Source organism: Rhodococcus sp. P4_C10 (assembly GCF_056402135.1).
Map to the genome: position 1 here is coordinate 152,984 of NZ_JBFUHZ010000002.1, position 17,240 is coordinate 170,223.

Consider the following 17,240-nt stretch of genomic DNA (forward strand, 5'->3'; position numbering starts at 1 on the left):
TCACGCCTGACGCGGCGCCGCCATCGCCTTGACCAGTCGGCCGACGGACGTCTCGATCACGAGGTCGGCGGCCAGTTCGGCCAGCCGGTCCGGGTCCGCCGGCGCGGCGGCCAGCAGGTCCGGCCGCGACAACGTCACGTCGGCGTCGGTGAGCACCCGCACCACCGGCAGCGCCGCGTCGAGGTAGCCCGCCGAGGCCGTCAGCTTCGCCCGAATTCCCTTGGCCAGACCGGACTCCGGGTCCGCCACCGCGTCCCGCAGTGCCGCCACGGAGCCGTACTCGAGCAGCAACGCGGACGCGGTCTTCTCGCCGACGCCCTTCACGCCGGGCAGGCCGTCGGACGGGTCGCCGCGCAGCAGGGCCAGTTCCGCGTAACCGGGCCCGGGACGCCCGGCCGGGACCCCGTACTTCTCGGCGACCTCGACGGGGCCGAACAGTTCGGCCTTGGCCAGTCCGCGGCCCACGTAGAGCACCCGCACCGGCACCGGCTCGTCGGCGACCACCTGCAGCAGGTCCCGGTCCCCGCTCACCACGACCACGGTGTCCTCGCGTTCGCGGGCGGCGAGCGTGCCGAGCACGTCGTCCGCCTCGCACCCCGGCGCGCCCGCGGTGGCGATCCCCGCCGCCGCCAGCACGTCGAGGATCATCGGGACCTGCGGGGTCAGGGTGTCCGGCACCTCCTCGACATCCGGGCCCTGCTCGTGTTCGGCGGCCACGCGGTGAGCCTTGTACGACGGCACCGCGTCAACCCGGAACTGCGGGCGCCAGTCCAGGTCCAGGCAGACCGCGAGCCGGGACGGCTGGTGCCGGGTGATCAGCGAGGCGACCATGTCGGTGAACCCGCGCACCGCGTTGACGGGCCGGCCGTCCTTCGCCGTGAACGATTCGGGCAGTGCGTAATACGCGCGGAACCACAGGCTTGCGCCGTCGAGGAGAAGGAGGGGGCCAGTCATGCCGCTCATCCTGCCAAACATCGTTAGCCTCAGTGTCATGAGTGCACAGAGCTCCTCGACAGGACGATTCCCGACCGCCGTATACGGCGAGCGCCTGCGCCGCGCCGCCGAGCTCACCGCGGCCGCCGGACTCGATGCGCTGCTCATCACCCCGGGTCCGGACCTGCGGTACCTGCTGGGCTCGCGGGCCGACTCGTTCGAGCGGCTCACCTGCCTGGTGGTGCCGGCCGACGGGAGTGCCGCGTCGGTGGTGGTCCCGCGCCTGGAGCTCGCCGCGCTCGGCGACTCGGCGACCGCGGAACTGGGCCTGTCGGTGCGGGACTGGGTGGACGGCGTGGACCCGTACGCGCTGGTCGGGTCGCTGCTGTCGACGCCGAGCCGCACTGCGGTCGCTGAGGCGATGCCGGCCCTGCACGTGATTCCGCTGACCGCGGCCCTCGGCGCACCGCCGGTGCTGGCCACCGGGGTGCTGCGCGAGCTGCGAATGCTCAAGGACGAGGCCGAGATCGAGGCACTGCGCCGAGCGGGCGCGGCGATCGACCGGGTGCACGCGCGGATGGGGCAGTGGCTGCGGGCCGGTCGCACCGAGGCCGAGGTGGCCGCGGACATCGGGGCCGCGATCGTCGAGGAGGGCCACACCGGCGCCGAGTTCATCATCGTCGGGTCCGGTCCGCACGGCGCCGACCCGCACCACGAGGTGTCGGACCGGGTGATCGAGTCCGGTGACATCGTGGTGATCGACATCGGCGGCCCGGTGGAGCCGGGCTACAACTCCGACTCCACCCGCACCTACAGCCTGGGCGAGCCCAGCCCGCAGATCGCGGAGCAGTTCGCCGTGCTCGAGCGGGCCCAGCGCGCCGCGGTCGACGCGGTCCGGCCGGGGGTCACCGCGGAGTCGGTCGACGCCGCGGCCCGCGACGCGCTCGCGGCCGCCGGGCTCGCGGAGGTCTTCGTGCACCGCACCGGCCACGGCATCGGCCTGTCGGTGCACGAGGAGCCGTACATCGTGGCGGGCAACAGGATCGAGCTCGCCGAGGGCATGGCGTTCAGCATCGAACCGGGCATCTACTTCCGCGGCCGGTGGGGCGCACGGATCGAGGACATCGTGGTGGTGACGGCCGACGGCTGCGAGTCGATGAACCTGCGTCCGCACGGTCTGACGGTCCTCGGCGGGTAGCGCGGTCCGACACCCGCCGCGATCCTGGACGGCGCCCGTCTGGGGGACTTGTCGCCCCGACTGGATTGAACCCCTTACCATTCCCACCTGCGGGTATAGGACTGCCTATAGAGCAACGGGGAGAAGATGCCGATCATCATGGGTCTCGATCATGAGCAGCAGCAGCTCTACCGCGAGCTGGCACGAGACAAGGCCCGCGAAAAGGTAGCGCGGATCAACTACCTGCGGCACCTGCGCCAGCTCTACGAGTCGGGGCTGACGCAGACCGACCTCGCTCGAATCGCGGACGTGAGCCAGCCGACCATCAGCGACCTCCTCAAGCGAGCCCGCGTCGAGGCCCGCGACGCCCGGCCCGGCACGCACGGAGGCACCGCCTACGAGATCGCCGCCCGGTACGCCGCGGGAGAGATCGACCGCGTGACGCTGCGGCGCGAGTTGATCGAGTGGACCTACGAGAAGCCTGGCGCCCCGAGCCCCTTCCCGTACGCCAACGACGCCCCTCCGATCACCGAGGGGGGGTTCAACAACCAGGTCGGCCGAGCCCTCGACGAGGGACTCCTCGACGACGAGGACTACGACGCCGTTCTCGACGCCCTGGCCGACTGACCCGCGGCGTCTCCCGAGCAGATCGAGTCCCGTCGTGCCTGGCTCGCCTCACTTTCCGAAGACGGCGGCCCCTGACCCCGAACGCAATCCCACGCGACGATCAACGATCGCCGGTACATCCGGATGGTCGACAGGGAAGCAGTCCCGACGCCCACCCGCCGGCCAAAGCTACTTCCACCCGAACGAGCTGTCCGCACTCGTCCACCGCGAGTCGACCCAGCTGTTCGCGGTCGCCGCCCGCGAAGCGATCGCCCACGGCGACCGGTGCCCGATACTGGGTTTGTGATTCGACTTGTTCAGCGGGTGTTTCGTTTTGGACCCAAGTACGGCATGGCTCGCGGGATCGCTCTGTACGTCCGTGATCGAGATATCGAGGGGCAGCCCCTCCAGCCGGACGAGCTGCCCCAATGGATGGCTGACCGCGGCGAGCAGCTGAGTAACTCGGTGGAAGGTCTGGACGCTGTCGATACTGCCATCGATGCTTGGTCGCGTGACCCAGAGATCAGTCCGATGTTGGGCAACGAGATTGGCCAGTTTCTTGGTGTCGTGCTTGTCGATCAGGTCGAGGGCGCACGATGGCATGCCTGGCCGAACGGCCATCCGGTGGTGCGCCTAGCCAATGATCGAGACGTCGACGTCATCGCGATCGCACGCGATCGGATCTCGACTGGGGCCCCGCGATTGGCGACTGTCCTGTGCCGAGCACGCGGGACCTGAGGCTCGGTTCTCTCCGACTCGTTGTGCGCGCTGGTGAACCGGACCGGTCTCGATAGGTGAACACCGCCGCCGGCCCTAGAGTCCCCTGAGCCCGAGCAGTCGACTCGCGAGTCGAGGTGGTCGATCCCCTCGCCCCCTCAGTCGATCTACGAGCTCAGGCGTGTGGGGTGGGAACGAGTCGAGGATCTCAGCGGGCCCGAACGCGATGGGTTCGCCTCGTTTCGCACGGTCTCGAGCATCCGTCCAACCCGTGACGAGGAGATACCATCCCGCTTCCGCGACTACTGGCGAGTCTGAGGTCAAGACCGCTTCGATCTCCACGACGCCGTCGCTGAGCGAGACGACATCCTCGACCGTCCGAGATATCACCACGATCCTCGCCGATGGATCGCTGTTCCAGACCGTCGCGTTGGCCCACCGCTTGAAGAGCTCGGTCTCCTTGCGTTCTCGGGCATCTTGACGCCACCAGAATGCGAGGAGCCCCGCCACGATGAGCCCCGTAGAGCCCCAGAGAACGAACTCGAACATGCCCACATCATAGGAATCGATACGCCCGCCTTCCCGAGAAGCCGGCGTATCCGAGAAGAGCATGCAGAGGTCGGCGACAAGCGCGTCAACGACCACGGTCAGAAGGCGATGAGTGTGAACAGTCCGAAGCACCCTGGCCCCGCCGTGGGCGATGACCAGCCATTTAGGAGACACGCCCTAGCCGAGATGCCGGTACAGGGTGCTCCGCGCGACCTCGAGCACCTCGGCGATCTCCGACATGGGCACGCCCTCTGCGCGCATTTTCTTGGCCTGGCGCTTCTTCGCGGGGGTGAGCGCGGCCGGACGGCCCCCGATACGGCCTCGCTCGCGGGCCGCGGCGAGGCCGGCGACGGTCCTTTCCTTGATGAGGCTGCGCTCGAAATCTGCGAGGGCGCCGAAGATGAGCCGTCCGCCGGCGGTCGAGGTGTCGATGGACTCGGTCAGGGATCGGAAGGCGACGCCGCGCTGCTCGAGCTCGGTGACGGTCTCGATCAGGTGGGGGAGGCTCCGCCCGAGTCTGTCGAGCCGTCACACGACGAGGGTGTCGCCGGGCCTCAGTACGTCCACGAGGGCGGCGAGTTCCGGCCGATCGGTCTTGGCTCCGGACGCGATGTCGGTCCACACCTTGAAGCAGCCCGCGGCGCTCAGGGCGTCGCTCTGGAGATCGGGGTTCTGGTCGGCGGTCGAGACCCCGGCGTAGCCCAACATTGCCGGACTATTCACGACCTTTCTCGGCAATTGCCCTGTACTTGCCCTCAAGGATCTCGTACTCAGGCTCACTTATCCGACGAAGGCCCGGCACAATTCCGTCCGGGTCCGTTTCTGTAATTTTCAAAGAGAAGCCAGAGCCATAGCTAATTGGCTCATCTTCCAGTGCGACCCAGGTAACCCGGACATGGTGCCGGTCAGGATCCAGTATCCGCCCGGGATGCCCCTTGCGCAGAACAGCTATAGCAGAGTCACCAAAGTAATACGGTTGGGCAATATCGGCGCCGACATACACCACGGCAACGCCCTTGGCTAACTCCACTCCAGAGATCTGCGGCCAATCGTCCATCATTTCCTTACATCCTTCGGTCAATGACCAGTCCGGTTTCGCGACGCGCCCGAATTTACTACTCTGGACGCACTCTCTTGCTCCGGAAGGAGTGTCGCATCGGCGATTATGGTGTGGCGGCAATTCCGAATATATTCGAAGTGACTTTCGGGCACAGTGGGTGGAGAGACCAGCGCAGGAGTGTCTCATCGTGCGGGAGAGTTGCGCCGATCCGCTCTCACCGTAAGCCTGCTGTACCGCATCAAGTAGCTGCGCGCTCCCAACCGCAGCCTCCGAATGGTGCCCGGCCACCTCATGCGCGCCGGGTTCGAGAATCGAACGATGAAGAGACACCCGCAACTCGATAGGGGGGAGCTATCAATCCTGGCGCCCGCTTCTCGGGTGTGACTCGCGGCGATATGTGGCGGTCGGGAAGGCGGGATCGGATACTCGGACTGTGACCGACGTGATCATTCGGCAAGCCATGCCTGACGACGACCTCGCGGACCTCCCTGCGATGCAGATCGCGGCCGGCGCCCTCTTTCGAGAACTGGGAATGGACCTGGTCGCCGATGGCCCTGCACCCGTATTGGCAGAGTTCGAAGCTGCCAGGACACGCGGTTATCTCATCGTCGCAGTCTCCTGTGAGGGTGCCTTTGTCGGATTCGTCCGCATGAGCCCGCTCGACGGCGCGCTACACGTTGAACAGGTGACCGTTGCACCCGACTGGGGTCGCCGAGGAATTGGACGCCGGCTCATGCGCGCCGCCGAACAGCGCGCTCTCCATCAGGGATTCGCCAATATGACCCTCACTACGTACCGCGATGTTCCGTTCAATGCCCCCTTCTATGAGCAGTTCGGCTGGATGGCACTCGACGACGAGGACCTCACGTACGGCTTAGCTGCTCAACGATGCGCGGAAGCGGCTGCGGGACTTGACCAGTGGCCGCGGATCGCCATGGGAAAACCTCTTCCTTAACCGGCAAGTTGTCCGCCTCAGCGATCGGCTAACAGGACAGGTCCATACATCGCGAGGAGTCACAAGCGATGCTGGCCGCCATCCGAGGCGTCCATCAATCGACCGATGAGGAGACACACGCACTCAATAAGGGGGAGCTATCAATCCGGGCGCCAGGCCGGGCACTGCTATCCGCAGACGACCTCGCGGAGGTGTTTTCGACCGTGCATCGCGCAGTCGCCGAAGCTCAGGTGGTGTTCGGTTGCGCTACACGGAGTCCGGTCGTTGGCCGTCGATTCGTTTGACAGGCAGCCACGTCGCGAGGGTACGTGCGAGTGTGCCCAGGAGGCGGTCGCCGAAGACGCAGAGGGTCTTCTCCCACGGATGCCCGAAGGTTCCCTCGCTGAGGTCGTCTCGCAGGAAGATGTAGTAGTCGCCGTCGGGGTAGACGGGAACCCGCCACTCGGTGTCACGAGTGGCGGCATGGACGGCTGCATCAAGCCGGTATCCGGGGTGCTGCCAGTCCAACACCACGAACGTCGGGTCGTCGGGAAACTCGCTGACGAAACAGCGCAATGCCTCGGCGTTCACTGCGTCGAAGCGGCTCTGCCAGGCGCCTGAGATGTCGGCGGGCGCGGTCAGATCGAAGGTGACCGACGGTGTCGGTTCGGCGATCGCCGGCCAGGTCGATCCGGTGATGCCTGGCCGGAACCCGAACCTGTCGGTGAACCGATCCCAGTATCGACTCCGATCTTCCAGCGTGGTCCAGCCATTCGGCAGCGGGCTGCCGAAGTTGAGCGTGTGCCTCATCATTGCGGCGACCTCCTTCGGCTAATCCCGGACCGGATCTCGTCGATAAACAGCTCCATCAGGTTCATCGCCCGCAGTTCACGTCTCCAGCTGCTTCACTCGGGTCGCGCGAAAGCGGTACCCGTCCTGGGCCGCCTGCTCCCAGTCGAGGTCGACCGTTGCGCCTACCGTCAACGAGCGGAATCCGGTCCCCTCGATGTTGCTGAAGTGCGCCCAGCATCCGCCGGGGGTGTCGGAGGAGTCCAGCACTCCCCACCCCAACTCGGCGTGCCACTCCCGGACCATTCCCGTTGTCTGTCCCACGGCAAGGACGATCTCATGGTTTCGGCGAAGATCGACAGTCCGAAACGCCCGACGACGGCACGAAGTCCGTCTGACGCCAACGCATTCCCGAATGAAGACAACCGAAGCTCACACATCCTGAGCTGCCCAGTCCGATTCGTGTCCGGGAACGGCCGATGAGGAGACACACGTACTCAATAGGGGAGAGCTATCAATCCGGAGCTGAGGTCGCACGTACAGATACTCTGCGGCTGGTGCGCGCCGAAACCGCGCCCAGTGATGGGCAACTGCGACGAGGGGACGAATGAACAGTCGACGCGTCATGACTCTTGTCGGCGTAGCGCTTCTCGTGGTCGGCGCTGTGGGAACTGTCGGTTCGCTCTTCCTCGGAGGCTTGCTAGTCGGGCAGTGGGCGGCAGAAATGTCGGCCCTGTTCGTGATGGTTGCAGTCGCGGGCCTGCTTGTCGTCAGCCGGCGGGGATAGCCGCGTTGTGGACAGCTGCTCCCTGAGCGCTGTCCAAGAATCGGTCGATTGATGGACGCCTCGGATGGCGGACGTCTCGGTTATGACCCGAGCTGATACTTGGGTTGGCACCACGAGGGTGTGACTCGCGGCGACAAATGGCGGGGTTCTCGCGTCGTCAGGTGGCGTCAAGCAAGCCCGCCGCAGTCACCGGCGGGTTGTCTCATCTGTTGCGAGGAGTTCTCGGATGCTGGCATAGAGATGACGCTGGAAGATTGCTTCTGGTTCGCGCCAGTCAAGATGATGGTTGACCTCGAGGGCGACAATGCCGTGGAACGCCCCCCACCAGGCGAGAAAGTCATCGAGGAGATCGTCGTCGGCCAACAGTTGACTGATCGTGCATCCTCGGGCCTCGGCGTATTGGGCGGCGATTGGTTGCAGCACGTCTGTTTGCGCGGACACGGTGGACCCGCCTGGCGGTGCGGCGTACCCGTCGATCTGGTCAAAGAAGATGAGGTTGAACTGTCGGCGATGTTCGATCGCCCAGGACCGGTAGGCAAGTGGCCCGGCGGCGAGGCGCTGTTCGAGAGCCAACCCTGCCGATGCACCGAATGCCGCGGCGATGTTGGCTTCGAGCGATTGATAGCTCTGCACGATCAACTCGGTGAACAGCTCGGCGAGACTGGGAAAGTAGGTGTAGAGCGCGGGTGCGCTGACCCCGACCTCGCGCGCGATCCCGCGAAGGGTGACCGCAGTCGGCCCACCTTCCTCGAGTCGTCGGCGCGCTTCGGCGACGATGTCCTGCTTGAGTTCTCGACGCTGTCGATCGCGTCTGGGTTCCTTCGTCATCCTGCACAGGATACACTTAACACCGTTAGGTAACCGAACATCGATCAGGAAGCAGGGTGTTGTGAATCAGACTGTCGGAATGACGCTCGATTGCGTCGACGTGAAGACCGCGGCGATCTTCTGGAAGGCGGCTCTCGGCTACGACGAACCCGTCCCATTCACAGACGGTGCGCAGTTCCATGGGCTTGTTTCACCGGGCGGAGGTTTGCATCACCTCACGCTGCAAAGTGTGAAGGAGCCGAAAGATGTCAAGAACCGGGCTCATCTGGATCTCTTCGTCGATGACCTCGATTCTGAGGTCTCGCGACTAGCTGGCCTCGGTGCGCGAACACTGGAAGAGCACAACGACGACGGCGGGTATCGCACCGCGGTACTGGCCGATCCCCTGGGAAATGAGTTCTGTGTCGTCCAACGCTGAGTAGCAGCCTCTCATCACAGCTCGACGGCCTAGGTGCTCGGCGGCGTGGCGGAATCGTGACTACTCGACTGCGGGATGCTTGAGCAGTGAGCGCAGCGCAGTTCTTCGATCCCCCAAGGAGCGACGCGAGAACACCGCCATCTATCGCCGCGAGTCACACCAAGAGGGTTCTGCGCCTGATCGAGGCGCTACGGCTGAAAGTCCCAACGGAGTAGACCGTCCTCGATGACCGGCACCCACCCCTCGCAGTCCGTTCCCTGCTCGAGCGCTGTCGCAGTGGAGTCGAGCATCGCCTCGATCGAGACCCACTTCAGGGTTTCGACTCCCTCCCCGAAGAAGTCGACCACGCAGTCCTGGCGGTCCCCGGAGCGGGTGTCGATCACGAGGTAGTCGCCGGCGCCGTCCTCACCGATAGGGATGTAGGCGGGTAGGTAGGTCCCGGCTTCCTCTCCTGCGGGTGCAGCCATCAACATCTCAGTGCCCCCGAGATCGTCGGTCATGTCCTGCCACAGCTGAGTCATCCGTGAGTGAACCTCAGCGGCGGCAGTGGCGGAGATTGGTGCGAACCTGGGGAGTAGATAGAGCGGGCAACCGGGGCGGCTGCCATCGTGCAGAGTGAACCACTGGCGGAGCTGTTCAGGCCAGACCCTGCCGGTGGCAGTCTCAGCGGCGCGAGTATCTGCCGGTTTGGCAGGTGGCAACAGTTTCGCCGCGGTCGCGGAGGCGTGTTGCTCGCACCAGCGGATGATCCGGGCCCAGTTCGCCTCAACCGTCATGACGCAAAGCTATCGGCGCCGGCGTCGAACCATGGTTAGACATCCGATAAATCAACAACATTCCCCAGGTCAACAAAGACAAGGCGGTGCGGGCCGACGCTTCCCTCGGCCCCGAGGCTTCCGCGGCTGAATCCGGCCGCCAATTCTCGCGCTCAGCTGGTTGACCCGGAGTGACTCTCCCAGAGATCCCCACCAGTGGATACCAGCGGCGTCTGGCTTTAGTTTCCGCGCAACGGTTCCCAGCGGCTCGCCGAGGTCTCCGGTGGCAACGTCCTGCCCGAACCGCACAGGCGCGGCCTCACCATCCGGATTCGTGTCCGGAAAACGGTCGGTTCCGGGACGGTGGTCGCCGTGGCCACGCTGCCCGATGGGCCCGGATACGGGGTATTCGCCAGCACACCCGGTGCCGGTGTCTGGACGGTCCGCTGACCGACTCGGCAGCCCCAAGGACCGGCTGGAACTGCTCGAGGCGTTGAGCGGGCCCCACCGGCATGGCCGCACCGCCGCCGCCGGCTGATCCACATTCAGAGAGGCCTCGACCACCGCCTGTCGGGATCGAGAACTGAGCCCACTCCGGCCTGGTGAGCGGGAGACCCGCGTGCCCTCCCGGACCGCGGGGCCGGCGCCTACGGAACGTAGACGGTTGCGACGCCCGGTGTGGTCGTGCCGGGGGCGGGTATGACGGCGACGACGACTTGCCCGGTCCCGGTCGGCAGGACCGCGGCCGGGTAGCCGTACTGGGCGACCGACATCCGGGCGGAGCCGGAGGCTCCGCTCGACAGGTTCAGCCAGTGCACGTCGCCCAGGACTTGGCACGCCCATCTGCCTTCACGTCTGCCTTCCTCCGAGCCGGTGATCGTCACCGTCCCAGGCTGTTCGCCGACCACGGCCACGCAACGGACCGCGGGCGCGTCGAAGCTGCCGTTCGGGTTTCCGAACGGCGCAGGGTTGATCTGGAACGGAACGGTGACCGCGGCGGAGGCGATGGCCGCCGGCGCCAGAACGGAAACGGCCACGACGGCCGCGCAGACGACCGATCGGCGAACGAAATCAATCATGGCGACCTCCAAGGACAGCATTGCGGTGCAGGTCAATCCGGCGGGCAAGGGCTTCGTGGTCACCAACAACTGATCACGGATACGGACAGTGCCCCCATCCCCACCACTCGCAAGGGGCTATGGCATTCAGTGCCTGGATCCATTCTTTCGGCAGGTTCATGGTGTACCACCACAGTTGGAACACGTCGGGGAACCTTTCGGGTTGGCGGCGTTGTTCGCCGAAAAAGTCTGGCGGCAGCATCCGCAACGCCTCCGGGGGCGGCTTCCGAGTCGGTCAGGGGACCGTCCAGGCGCCGGCGCCGGGCAGGAGGGTGAGTCCCGGCCACGCCGCGAGCAGGGCGTCCGGCGTGACGGTGGCGACCATCGGTCCGGACCCGGTGTGGACGTTGACGCTCGGCCATTCGACACCGATCACGGTGTCGGCTGCGCCGGTCGAGAGATTGCGCCAGTGGACCGTGTAGGGGGTCCCGGTGAATCGGGTGATGCCCGGCATTGCCGGGTCGGTGCTGGCTGTCACGTACTCGATGTCGCCGGCGGGGAGGTTGGTCACGCCGTGTCCGACCCACACCACGGGGATGGGGAAGACTGTGTCGGTCCGCGCGGCGGCGGCCGCCGGTTGCACGGCGAAGAGCAGCGCTAATCCAGCTCCGGCGACGATGGATGCTCGGCGTAGACGGCGACGTTGTCTCATCGACGGACCTCCCTGCCCGGTGGCCCGCTCCGGATCCCGAACACCGATGCCGACCGAAGGATGCTGTCAGCCTACGTCCGCGACGGTGGCCCCGACCATGTATCACCTGGTCGGGCCGCCCGTAGCGTGTTCGGCGTGGACTAGTCGAGCCTGATCGACTCGGGGTGGGGGCGTGTGCCGCGATCACCTTCTCCACACCGCCGACGTCGTCGAAACCGCCCACAGCACCCTTGTCGTTGGCGCCACCTGACGCCGCGAGAACGCCGACCATCTATCGCCGCGAGTCATGGGCATCCGGGCGGCTGGCCAGCCCAAATTCGTGTCCGGGAAACGGCCGTTCCCGGACGCGAATCGGACTGGGCGGCCTGATCGAGTCGGGTGAGGCCTCCTCTGACCACGCACGCGATCCTCAGCTGTGGTCGTGTCCTCGTTGGAGGGTCTGTATGCCGTGTGGTCGTATCAGACAGATGACTGTGTTCCGGAAACGATCGCGGCCGCTGTGGGCCGGCGTTGCCATTGCCGTAGTCATCGTCGGAGCGCTGGCTCTCTGGTTTGGTGGCCCTCGGCTTTGTCGTTGGGTGAGCGCACGATCGGCCGAGAGGGCGGCGGAGTCGCTGGCAACGAACCTCGGGCTACATCTGACCGATGCCGACACGATCGCTTACGCCAAGCATTTCAGTTCTTTCCCCGACTCGTCCGCGTACTTGGTCATCGAGTCGAACTCGGGTGCCCGCGCGAGCGCTCTTCGCAGCGAGGCAGCTCTGACGGCGTGCCAGCCGGCCACGGCCGATGATTTCGGCCGGGCGCCGTCGGAATACAGTCCTGTGCCGTCGACGACTTTGCTGGTCTGCGAGTCGCTCTTGCCTGGGCAGGGACTGCTACGGGCAGTGTGGGATCCGGCAGTAGACCAAGGCAGACGGGTCTACCTTTGGGCACTCCAGATGTGACGGCCGGTGAGTCGTTGTTGACTGACAGGACGATGACCATGAGTCGCCGAACCATCCTGAGCACGGACCGGCTGACGATTACGGATTGGCTGCCAGCTGACTTTGACGACCTCGCCGCTCTGCATTCTGACTCGCTGACAATGAGATACATCGGTCATGGACGGCCCGACACCCTCGTCGAGGCGCGGTCCCGCCTTGACGGCTACCTCAACGAGCAACGGAGCAGGGGTTGGACAAAGTGGCGCGTGGAGAACCACGACGGCGAAATGATCGGGCGCGCCGGATTCGGCGAGGCCGGCCCCAGTCGTGAGCTGGCCTACGCCTTGCGTCGGGACCAGTGGGGCCAAGGTCTCGCGACGGAGCTCGCACGCGCATTGGTTGACTGGCATCGCCAACATCCGGCCCGCGAACTATCGTCGAGCGACCTGTGTGCCCATGTCGAGGTAGGCAATCGAGCGAGCGTTCGTGTACTCGAGAAGGTTCAATTCGAGCTCGTGGACAGGCGCGTGTACGCGGGCGTCGACTGTGATTACTTTCGGCTTCCTGGAATCTGAGTTCTGGAAATCGGTGAGGAACTGTGAGCGGGGCGGCCACCGAGACCCGCGGCGAGGACCGATGGCCACAGCCACGAATAGAACCGACGGTATGACTCCTGCGCATGGACGCCCAACAAGTCCGCCAGCCGTCCAACAATCGACCGATTGATGGACTGTCGAAAATCGTGAACGAAGACACCCGCGGTTTGCAGCGTCCACGCACCTGGCGCCTTCTACTGCCGACCAATCGCCGGCAAGTGCGCCCGACCACCATCGAGATCGACCCATCCACCGTCCCCAACGGTTACGTCGACTCGACCGTTCTGCTTGTTGACAACCTCCTCGAGAGTGTGGCTCTTCGCGGGCGAGAGGAGTTCGTCCATGACCCCCAACATGCCGCCTCCCGCATCCCCACGTTTGCCCTTGCGCCAGAACACCCACCCTTTTCGCTCGGCCCACAGTCCTGCCTGGTCCAGGCCGACCAACACCGCCACTGCGATCACCCCGACCAGAAAGATTTCCATCAAACGATTCTCCTTGGATGTACGTACCCCTGGGGACCACCAGCAACACTTCGCTCGGACGGTAGATCGGCCCGCACACTCACTGATTGTGTCGGGATGCAGCGAAGATTAGCGAGGTGCGACGCCAGATTGACCAGGTGGCGATGCTAGGGCCCCGACCGTGCGCAGTTCCGATTCGGGGAAATACACACATGACGCAACGAACGCGATCGTCCCGACGGCACCGCCGACGGGCAGAGCCGTGCCGTCCACGCCCAACCACACGAGAGCGACCCCGGCAACCAGTGCCACTGCAAGACCCGTTGCAGCACCGAAGGCGAGTCGCCAACCAGTCAGCCGGTGATCCACGGTGTGCTGCGGTATGAACGCGAGGACGGAATGTCCGACAAGGATCGCAATCACGCCGAGGAGCGCGCCGGCAGGAAGTGAGCAAAGTGCCCCGAGGACGACACCCAGGAGTCGTGTCATGAAACCGGGATCTGCAAACTGCCACGCAACGTAGATCCCGCACACGGCGCCGCTGATCAGTGGCCACGCCATCGCCTGCCTGCGCCAACCGCCCCCGGGAACCGTCATACCCCGACCCTACGAGGTGGCCCGACCGGATCGACGGACATGTCTGGATGTACAGGCGAGTTCGTGTGCAGAAACCGAACGGTTGGGAGACGCGCGCAACTCGATAGGAAAGAGCTATCAACTCTGAGTTGACGGCACGCCGCGCCCCGTCGCGAGTCTTCTTTGCTCATTTCGAGACAGAGGCAGCGTCTGTCGACCTGAGATGTTGGTGGACGACAACAAATCACTATGACCTTTAGTGATAGATCGGTAGTCGCCGAGTCCGAGGCAGCACGACCTTTGCCGGCTGAGCCATCGACTCAATCGTCGATTGAAACAGGCGGACCTGGATCCAGCTCATTGGGATCCCAGTCATCTCGCCGGTCCAACCGCTCCATCAGCGCAACTACCAGGCTCAGGATGATGAAGAACCCGGCAATGACCGCGACAACGCCTGCCATTTCTCCCCCTATGCTGCCCTCCCTGCGTGCGCAAGCACGGTACCAACCAGCATGCGAACGCGTACGGGTTCATCTCGAACGCCCGGGCCAGCGGCGCCGGCGAGAGCCCGTGTCTAAGAATCGAACGATTTCAGGACGACCTCGGATGGCGGCGACCATCAGTTGTGTGACTCGCCGGGTGCAGCAATCTCTCACCAATCGTCAACGACTCCCGTTTGCTGCTCACCTAAGAGGCTTTGCGCACAATATGACTCGGTAGCACTAAGGGTAAGGACAATATGACTACTGCCTGGATACAAGTTCTCGTCGCGATGGTCGACGGCCCCACGACCCCGGTCGATGGAATTGTGCGGACCCATCACAACTCCGACGAGCCCATCAAGGTCACCGCCATCAGCTACGGCGAGAAACCCGTGATCGTGGGACTCGGCCCCGGTGGTGTCCGGGTGATCCGGGCCGGCCGGAAGACGCGCGTAGAGGCGTTGACCGGCGAACTGGTGTTCCTCACTGACGGGGAAACGGCGTGGCACTTCCACGATGACCCATCACGGCCCCGACAGACTCCCGTCGAACGTGTGCATATCGCAGGTCCGGGAAAACAGTTGTTGATCACACCACCGACCGGGCACTGGGTACGGGAAAACTATGCCCGCCCAACCCGCCCCGTCGAGGACGTCGAGTTCCTCGCCCGCCCATGCTGGTCCGTCGAGCTGGCTCCGCGCAGACCTGACAAACCGTCCGTGCGGCTGATCGTCGACGCCGACTCCGGCGCGGTACTCGCCGCGCACACCGGTGACGGAATCGACGGAGCGGCGTTCGAACAGGCAACATTCGGCACTCCGGTCGACCCCGCCGCCTTCACCTGGGACGGGCCTATCGAGACCGACGACGACTCCCAGAGGAAGATGAAGGCCGCGGCCGAGACCAGGCGCCGACGGACCTACGACTGGTTCCGCGAGAACGTTTCCGCCGCAGACCTGCACGTCCCCGTCCTGCACGATTTGACGCCCATGTGGATCAGGATCGATGACGAGGCGACCGGCGCGTTCAGCGCGGGATTCGGCGGCGGCGAAGGCGACGGATGCATGGCCCGTCGCCCACGGTCGAGCGAACCGTGGAACCTCGCCTGGTACTGGGGAGCGGCCGCCGCGTGGTCCACTGCCGACTTCGACTGGGCCTGCCACGTTTTCCGCGGAACTCTCCATCCCGAGGGCCTCGCACTCTTGCAGCAGCGTTTGCATCCGAACGACCCGGTCGTCGGGCAGCCAGATGTGCGTCGGCCCGAACCGAACGTGCACTAGTTGTATCGGCATCCGACGACGGGCCCGTGACGAGTCCTGATCGCGGCGGTACTACTCCCACCACAGAACCGCCATCTGGCCACGCGAGAACACCGCCACATATCGCCGCGAGTCACATCCTCAGCCACCCAGCCCAATTCGTGTCTGAGGAACGACCGATGAAGAGACACACGCACTCAATAGGGGCGAGCTATCAATCCGGGCGCCAGACCAGGCGCTGATATCCACCCCGAGCCAGAACGGGCAGTAGCAATACCCTCAAGAAGCAGAGTGCCAGTTCCGGACGGCCCGGTCGGCGCGCACACACGGGGGATACGTTTGGAGCATGGAAGCCGGCCCAGTCCCCATGATCACTGGGTTCGCCCTGTCCGCAATGGTGCTGGCGGTCTTCGGTTGGCTTGCACCGTATGTCTGGATCCTTGCTTTCCCGGGCTCCGTAATCTTCGCCATTATCGCCTGGGACATGCCGATTCGGACCTACCGACCACGGAATGAGCAGACCGGTGGGTTCAACTCCGTCAGCGCCGCCTCCGCGGAGTGCGCTGAGTCAGCTGAACGTCAGTTGAGGCCTGCGTAGGAGTGCAGGCCCGAGACGACGAAGTTGATGGCGAACATGTTGAACAGTGTGGTGGCGAGGGCTGCGACGTTGATCCACGATGCGCGAAGATTCCCCCATCCGCTCGTAGCTCGGGAGTGCAGGTAGGCGGCGTAGAGCACCCACGCAATGAAGGAGACGGTCTCCTTCGGGTCCCAGCCCCAGAAGCGTCCCCATGCGGCTTCGGCCCAGATCGCGCCACAGATGACCCCGATTGTGTACAGCGGAAAGCCGACAATGGTCGTGCGGTAGGCGACCCGATCGAGTAGTTCCGCGGAGGGAAGTCGGGCGGCGACCCACGCCAGTGGTCCGCGGGATCGCTTGTGCCCGTGGACCGCGACGACGTGGAGCAGGCTCGCAGTGCTGGCGAAGGTGAGGATCCCGCACGCGGACACGACGATCGTGACGTGGATTGCGATCCAGTAGGAGCGCAGCGCCGGCACCAGGGGAGCGGCATCGTTGTACATCACCGCTGCTGCGATGAACAGGAGTACGACCACCGGTGCGAGGACGAAGACCGTCAGGTTTCGGATCGGGTACTGCCGCACTGCGACCAGCCAACACGCCACGGTTGCTGCGCACAGGAACAGTGCGTATTCGTAGAGGTTGCCCAGCGGCCATCGCTCGGTCGCCAGGCCCCGCAGGGCGATCGCGGCCACATTCAGTGCCAGCGCGACGAGTGTCACGGCGATGGCGGCACGTCCAGCTCGCTCGCTGGGTGAGCGGTTGCTGTCTGCGGCCGCAATCCGACCCGGCACGTCCGGGGCTGTTGCGCCGACGGTGATGACGGCCCGGGCCTCCGCTGCGACGCGGCGGCGAACCGACGAGCCCGCAAAGTCGAAGGCCGAAAGACCGAGTGCAAGAACGTAAATCGTGAACGCGGATGCGAAAGCGAAGTCGCTGTACTGCGCCAGCGTGGCACTGACCGGCATGAGTCCCCCTCGTGACCAATGTCTACTACGGTGGATAGTAGAGGATTGCCGCCGGTCAACTCTGCG

19 protein-coding genes and 1 pseudogene are annotated in these 17,240 nt (G+C 65.1%); 7 read left to right on the plus strand and 13 right to left on the minus strand.

The window, feature by feature from the left end; all coding sequences use genetic code 11:
* Positions 1 to 954 carry a 5'-3' exonuclease gene (locus AC1DWC_RS01795; RefSeq protein ID WP_477905619.1) on the minus strand — a complete coding sequence of 318 codons (954 nt, stop codon included), beginning with the start codon at positions 952 to 954 and terminating at the stop codon, positions 1 to 3.
* Positions 955 to 991: 37 nt separating this feature from the next.
* Between AC1DWC_RS01795 and AC1DWC_RS01800 the strand changes: the two genes are divergently transcribed.
* The 3 genes from AC1DWC_RS01800 (at position 992) to AC1DWC_RS01810 (ending at position 3,454) form a co-directional block, all read left to right on the plus strand.
* The gene (locus tag AC1DWC_RS01800) at positions 992 to 2,131 is read left to right on the plus strand and encodes a M24 family metallopeptidase (RefSeq protein WP_477905621.1); all 1,140 of its coding nucleotides are present in this window, start codon (positions 992 to 994) and stop codon (positions 2,129 to 2,131) included.
* A gap of 126 nt (positions 2,132 to 2,257) precedes the next feature.
* A complete protein-coding gene (locus AC1DWC_RS01805) occupies positions 2,258 to 2,737 on the plus strand; it encodes a helix-turn-helix domain-containing protein (RefSeq protein ID WP_477905623.1) in 480 nt (159 codons plus the stop codon).
* A gap of 282 nt (positions 2,738 to 3,019) precedes the next feature.
* The gene (locus tag AC1DWC_RS01810) at positions 3,020 to 3,454 is read left to right on the plus strand and encodes a DUF6278 family protein (RefSeq protein WP_477905625.1); all 435 of its coding nucleotides are present in this window, start codon (positions 3,020 to 3,022) and stop codon (positions 3,452 to 3,454) included.
* A gap of 75 nt (positions 3,455 to 3,529) precedes the next feature.
* On the opposite strand, the gene AC1DWC_RS01815 is transcribed toward AC1DWC_RS01810, so the two are convergent.
* The 3 genes and pseudogenes from AC1DWC_RS01815 to AC1DWC_RS01825 all read right to left on the minus strand — a co-directional run bounded on the left by AC1DWC_RS01815 (position 3,530) and on the right by AC1DWC_RS01825 (position 5,042).
* Complete coding sequence (locus AC1DWC_RS01815; RefSeq protein ID WP_477905627.1) at positions 3,530 to 4,078, minus strand: hypothetical protein; 549 nt, start codon at positions 4,076 to 4,078, stop codon at positions 3,530 to 3,532.
* An 81-nt stretch (positions 4,079 to 4,159) separates the two neighbouring features.
* Positions 4,160 to 4,690: pseudogene (locus tag AC1DWC_RS01820) on the minus strand (recombinase family protein).
* Between the two features lie 7 nt (positions 4,691 to 4,697).
* Positions 4,698 to 5,042: a hypothetical protein gene (locus AC1DWC_RS01825; protein ID WP_477905629.1), complete on the minus strand. Its 345-nt coding sequence runs from the start codon at positions 5,040 to 5,042 to the stop codon at positions 4,698 to 4,700.
* 433 nt (positions 5,043 to 5,475) lie between these two features.
* Between AC1DWC_RS01825 and AC1DWC_RS01830 the strand changes: the two genes are divergently transcribed.
* On the plus strand, positions 5,476 to 5,997 hold the full coding sequence (locus AC1DWC_RS01830) for a GNAT family N-acetyltransferase (RefSeq protein WP_477905631.1): 522 nt from the start codon (positions 5,476 to 5,478) through the stop codon (positions 5,995 to 5,997).
* Between the two features lie 246 nt (positions 5,998 to 6,243).
* On the opposite strand, the gene AC1DWC_RS01835 is transcribed toward AC1DWC_RS01830, so the two are convergent.
* From AC1DWC_RS01835 to AC1DWC_RS01845, 3 genes are all read right to left on the minus strand, one after another.
* Positions 6,244 to 6,789 carry a DUF2716 domain-containing protein gene (locus AC1DWC_RS01835; RefSeq protein WP_477905633.1) on the minus strand — a complete coding sequence of 182 codons (546 nt, stop codon included), beginning with the start codon at positions 6,787 to 6,789 and terminating at the stop codon, positions 6,244 to 6,246.
* Between the two features lie 75 nt (positions 6,790 to 6,864).
* Positions 6,865 to 7,089 carry a cold shock domain-containing protein gene (locus AC1DWC_RS01840; protein WP_477905635.1) on the minus strand — a complete coding sequence of 75 codons (225 nt, stop codon included), beginning with the start codon at positions 7,087 to 7,089 and terminating at the stop codon, positions 6,865 to 6,867.
* Between the two features lie 649 nt (positions 7,090 to 7,738).
* Positions 7,739 to 8,380 (minus strand): TetR/AcrR family transcriptional regulator, encoded by a 642-nt coding sequence (locus AC1DWC_RS01845; protein WP_477905637.1) that lies wholly within the window; start codon positions 8,378 to 8,380, stop codon positions 7,739 to 7,741.
* Between the two features lie 79 nt (positions 8,381 to 8,459).
* On the opposite strand from AC1DWC_RS01845, the gene AC1DWC_RS01850 reads away from it, so the two are divergent.
* On the plus strand, positions 8,460 to 8,798 hold the full coding sequence (locus AC1DWC_RS01850) for a VOC family protein (RefSeq protein WP_269590300.1): 339 nt from the start codon (positions 8,460 to 8,462) through the stop codon (positions 8,796 to 8,798).
* A 188-nt stretch (positions 8,799 to 8,986) separates the two neighbouring features.
* Here the strand turns inward: AC1DWC_RS01850 and AC1DWC_RS01855 are convergent, their stop codons facing one another.
* From AC1DWC_RS01855 to AC1DWC_RS01865, 3 genes are all read right to left on the minus strand, one after another.
* On the minus strand, positions 8,987 to 9,574 hold the full coding sequence (locus AC1DWC_RS01855) for an SMI1/KNR4 family protein (protein ID WP_477905639.1): 588 nt from the start codon (positions 9,572 to 9,574) through the stop codon (positions 8,987 to 8,989).
* 626 nt (positions 9,575 to 10,200) lie between these two features.
* Complete coding sequence (locus AC1DWC_RS01860; RefSeq protein WP_477905804.1) at positions 10,201 to 10,632, minus strand: hypothetical protein; 432 nt, start codon at positions 10,630 to 10,632, stop codon at positions 10,201 to 10,203.
* Positions 10,633 to 10,906: 274 nt separating this feature from the next.
* A complete protein-coding gene (locus AC1DWC_RS01865; RefSeq protein ID WP_477905641.1) occupies positions 10,907 to 11,323 on the minus strand; it encodes a hypothetical protein in 417 nt (138 codons plus the stop codon).
* Between the two features lie 985 nt (positions 11,324 to 12,308).
* Here AC1DWC_RS01865 and AC1DWC_RS01870 point away from each other — a divergent pair.
* Positions 12,309 to 12,824 (plus strand): GNAT family N-acetyltransferase, encoded by a 516-nt coding sequence (locus AC1DWC_RS01870; RefSeq protein ID WP_477905643.1) that lies wholly within the window; start codon positions 12,309 to 12,311, stop codon positions 12,822 to 12,824.
* Positions 12,825 to 13,039: 215 nt separating this feature from the next.
* Here AC1DWC_RS01870 and AC1DWC_RS01875 read toward each other — a convergent pair whose 3' ends face one another.
* Positions 13,040 to 13,330 carry a hypothetical protein gene (locus AC1DWC_RS01875; RefSeq protein WP_477905644.1) on the minus strand — a complete coding sequence of 97 codons (291 nt, stop codon included), beginning with the start codon at positions 13,328 to 13,330 and terminating at the stop codon, positions 13,040 to 13,042.
* Positions 13,331 to 14,205: 875 nt separating this feature from the next.
* The gene (locus AC1DWC_RS01880; protein WP_477905646.1) at positions 14,206 to 14,346 is read right to left on the minus strand and encodes a hypothetical protein; all 141 of its coding nucleotides are present in this window, start codon (positions 14,344 to 14,346) and stop codon (positions 14,206 to 14,208) included.
* A 446-nt stretch (positions 14,347 to 14,792) separates the two neighbouring features.
* On the opposite strand from AC1DWC_RS01880, the gene AC1DWC_RS01885 reads away from it, so the two are divergent.
* Positions 14,793 to 15,647, plus strand: a complete 855-nt coding sequence (locus AC1DWC_RS01885) for a hypothetical protein (protein WP_477905648.1) — start codon at positions 14,793 to 14,795, stop codon at positions 15,645 to 15,647.
* 558 nt (positions 15,648 to 16,205) lie between these two features.
* Here the strand turns inward: AC1DWC_RS01885 and ccsB are convergent.
* Positions 16,206 to 17,174, minus strand: a complete 969-nt coding sequence (ccsB, locus tag AC1DWC_RS01890) for a c-type cytochrome biogenesis protein CcsB (RefSeq protein WP_477905650.1) — start codon at positions 17,172 to 17,174, stop codon at positions 16,206 to 16,208.
* Between the last annotated feature and the right edge of the window lie 66 nt (positions 17,175 to 17,240).

Excerpts from the sequence above, each read along its gene's own strand:
- AC1DWC_RS01795 (WP_477905619.1), bottom strand. The coding sequence starts at position 954 with ATGACTGGCCCCCTCCTTCTCCTCGACGGCGCAAGCCTGTGGTTCCGC.
- AC1DWC_RS01800 (WP_477905621.1), top strand. The coding sequence starts at position 992 with ATGAGTGCACAGAGCTCCTCGACAGGACGATTCCCGACCGCCGTATAC.
- AC1DWC_RS01805 (WP_477905623.1), top strand. The coding sequence starts at position 2,258 with ATGCCGATCATCATGGGTCTCGATCATGAGCAGCAGCAGCTCTACCGC.
- AC1DWC_RS01825 (WP_477905629.1), bottom strand. The coding sequence starts at position 5,042 with ATGATGGACGATTGGCCGCAGATCTCTGGAGTGGAGTTAGCCAAGGGC.
- AC1DWC_RS01835 (WP_477905633.1), bottom strand. The coding sequence starts at position 6,789 with ATGATGAGGCACACGCTCAACTTCGGCAGCCCGCTGCCGAATGGCTGG.
- AC1DWC_RS01845 (WP_477905637.1), bottom strand. The coding sequence starts at position 8,380 with ATGACGAAGGAACCCAGACGCGATCGACAGCGTCGAGAACTCAAGCAG.
- AC1DWC_RS01850 (WP_269590300.1), top strand. The coding sequence starts at position 8,460 with ATGACGCTCGATTGCGTCGACGTGAAGACCGCGGCGATCTTCTGGAAG.
- AC1DWC_RS01855 (WP_477905639.1), bottom strand. The coding sequence starts at position 9,574 with ATGACGGTTGAGGCGAACTGGGCCCGGATCATCCGCTGGTGCGAGCAA.
- AC1DWC_RS01860 (WP_477905804.1), bottom strand. The coding sequence starts at position 10,632 with ATGATTGATTTCGTTCGCCGATCGGTCGTCTGCGCGGCCGTCGTGGCC.
- AC1DWC_RS01865 (WP_477905641.1), bottom strand. The coding sequence starts at position 11,323 with ATGAGACAACGTCGCCGTCTACGCCGAGCATCCATCGTCGCCGGAGCT.
- AC1DWC_RS01870 (WP_477905643.1), top strand. The coding sequence starts at position 12,309 with ATGAGTCGCCGAACCATCCTGAGCACGGACCGGCTGACGATTACGGAT.
- AC1DWC_RS01875 (WP_477905644.1), bottom strand. The coding sequence starts at position 13,330 with ATGGAAATCTTTCTGGTCGGGGTGATCGCAGTGGCGGTGTTGGTCGGC.
- AC1DWC_RS01880 (WP_477905646.1), bottom strand. The coding sequence starts at position 14,346 with ATGGCAGGCGTTGTCGCGGTCATTGCCGGGTTCTTCATCATCCTGAGC.
- ccsB (WP_477905650.1), bottom strand. The coding sequence starts at position 17,174 with ATGCCGGTCAGTGCCACGCTGGCGCAGTACAGCGACTTCGCTTTCGCA.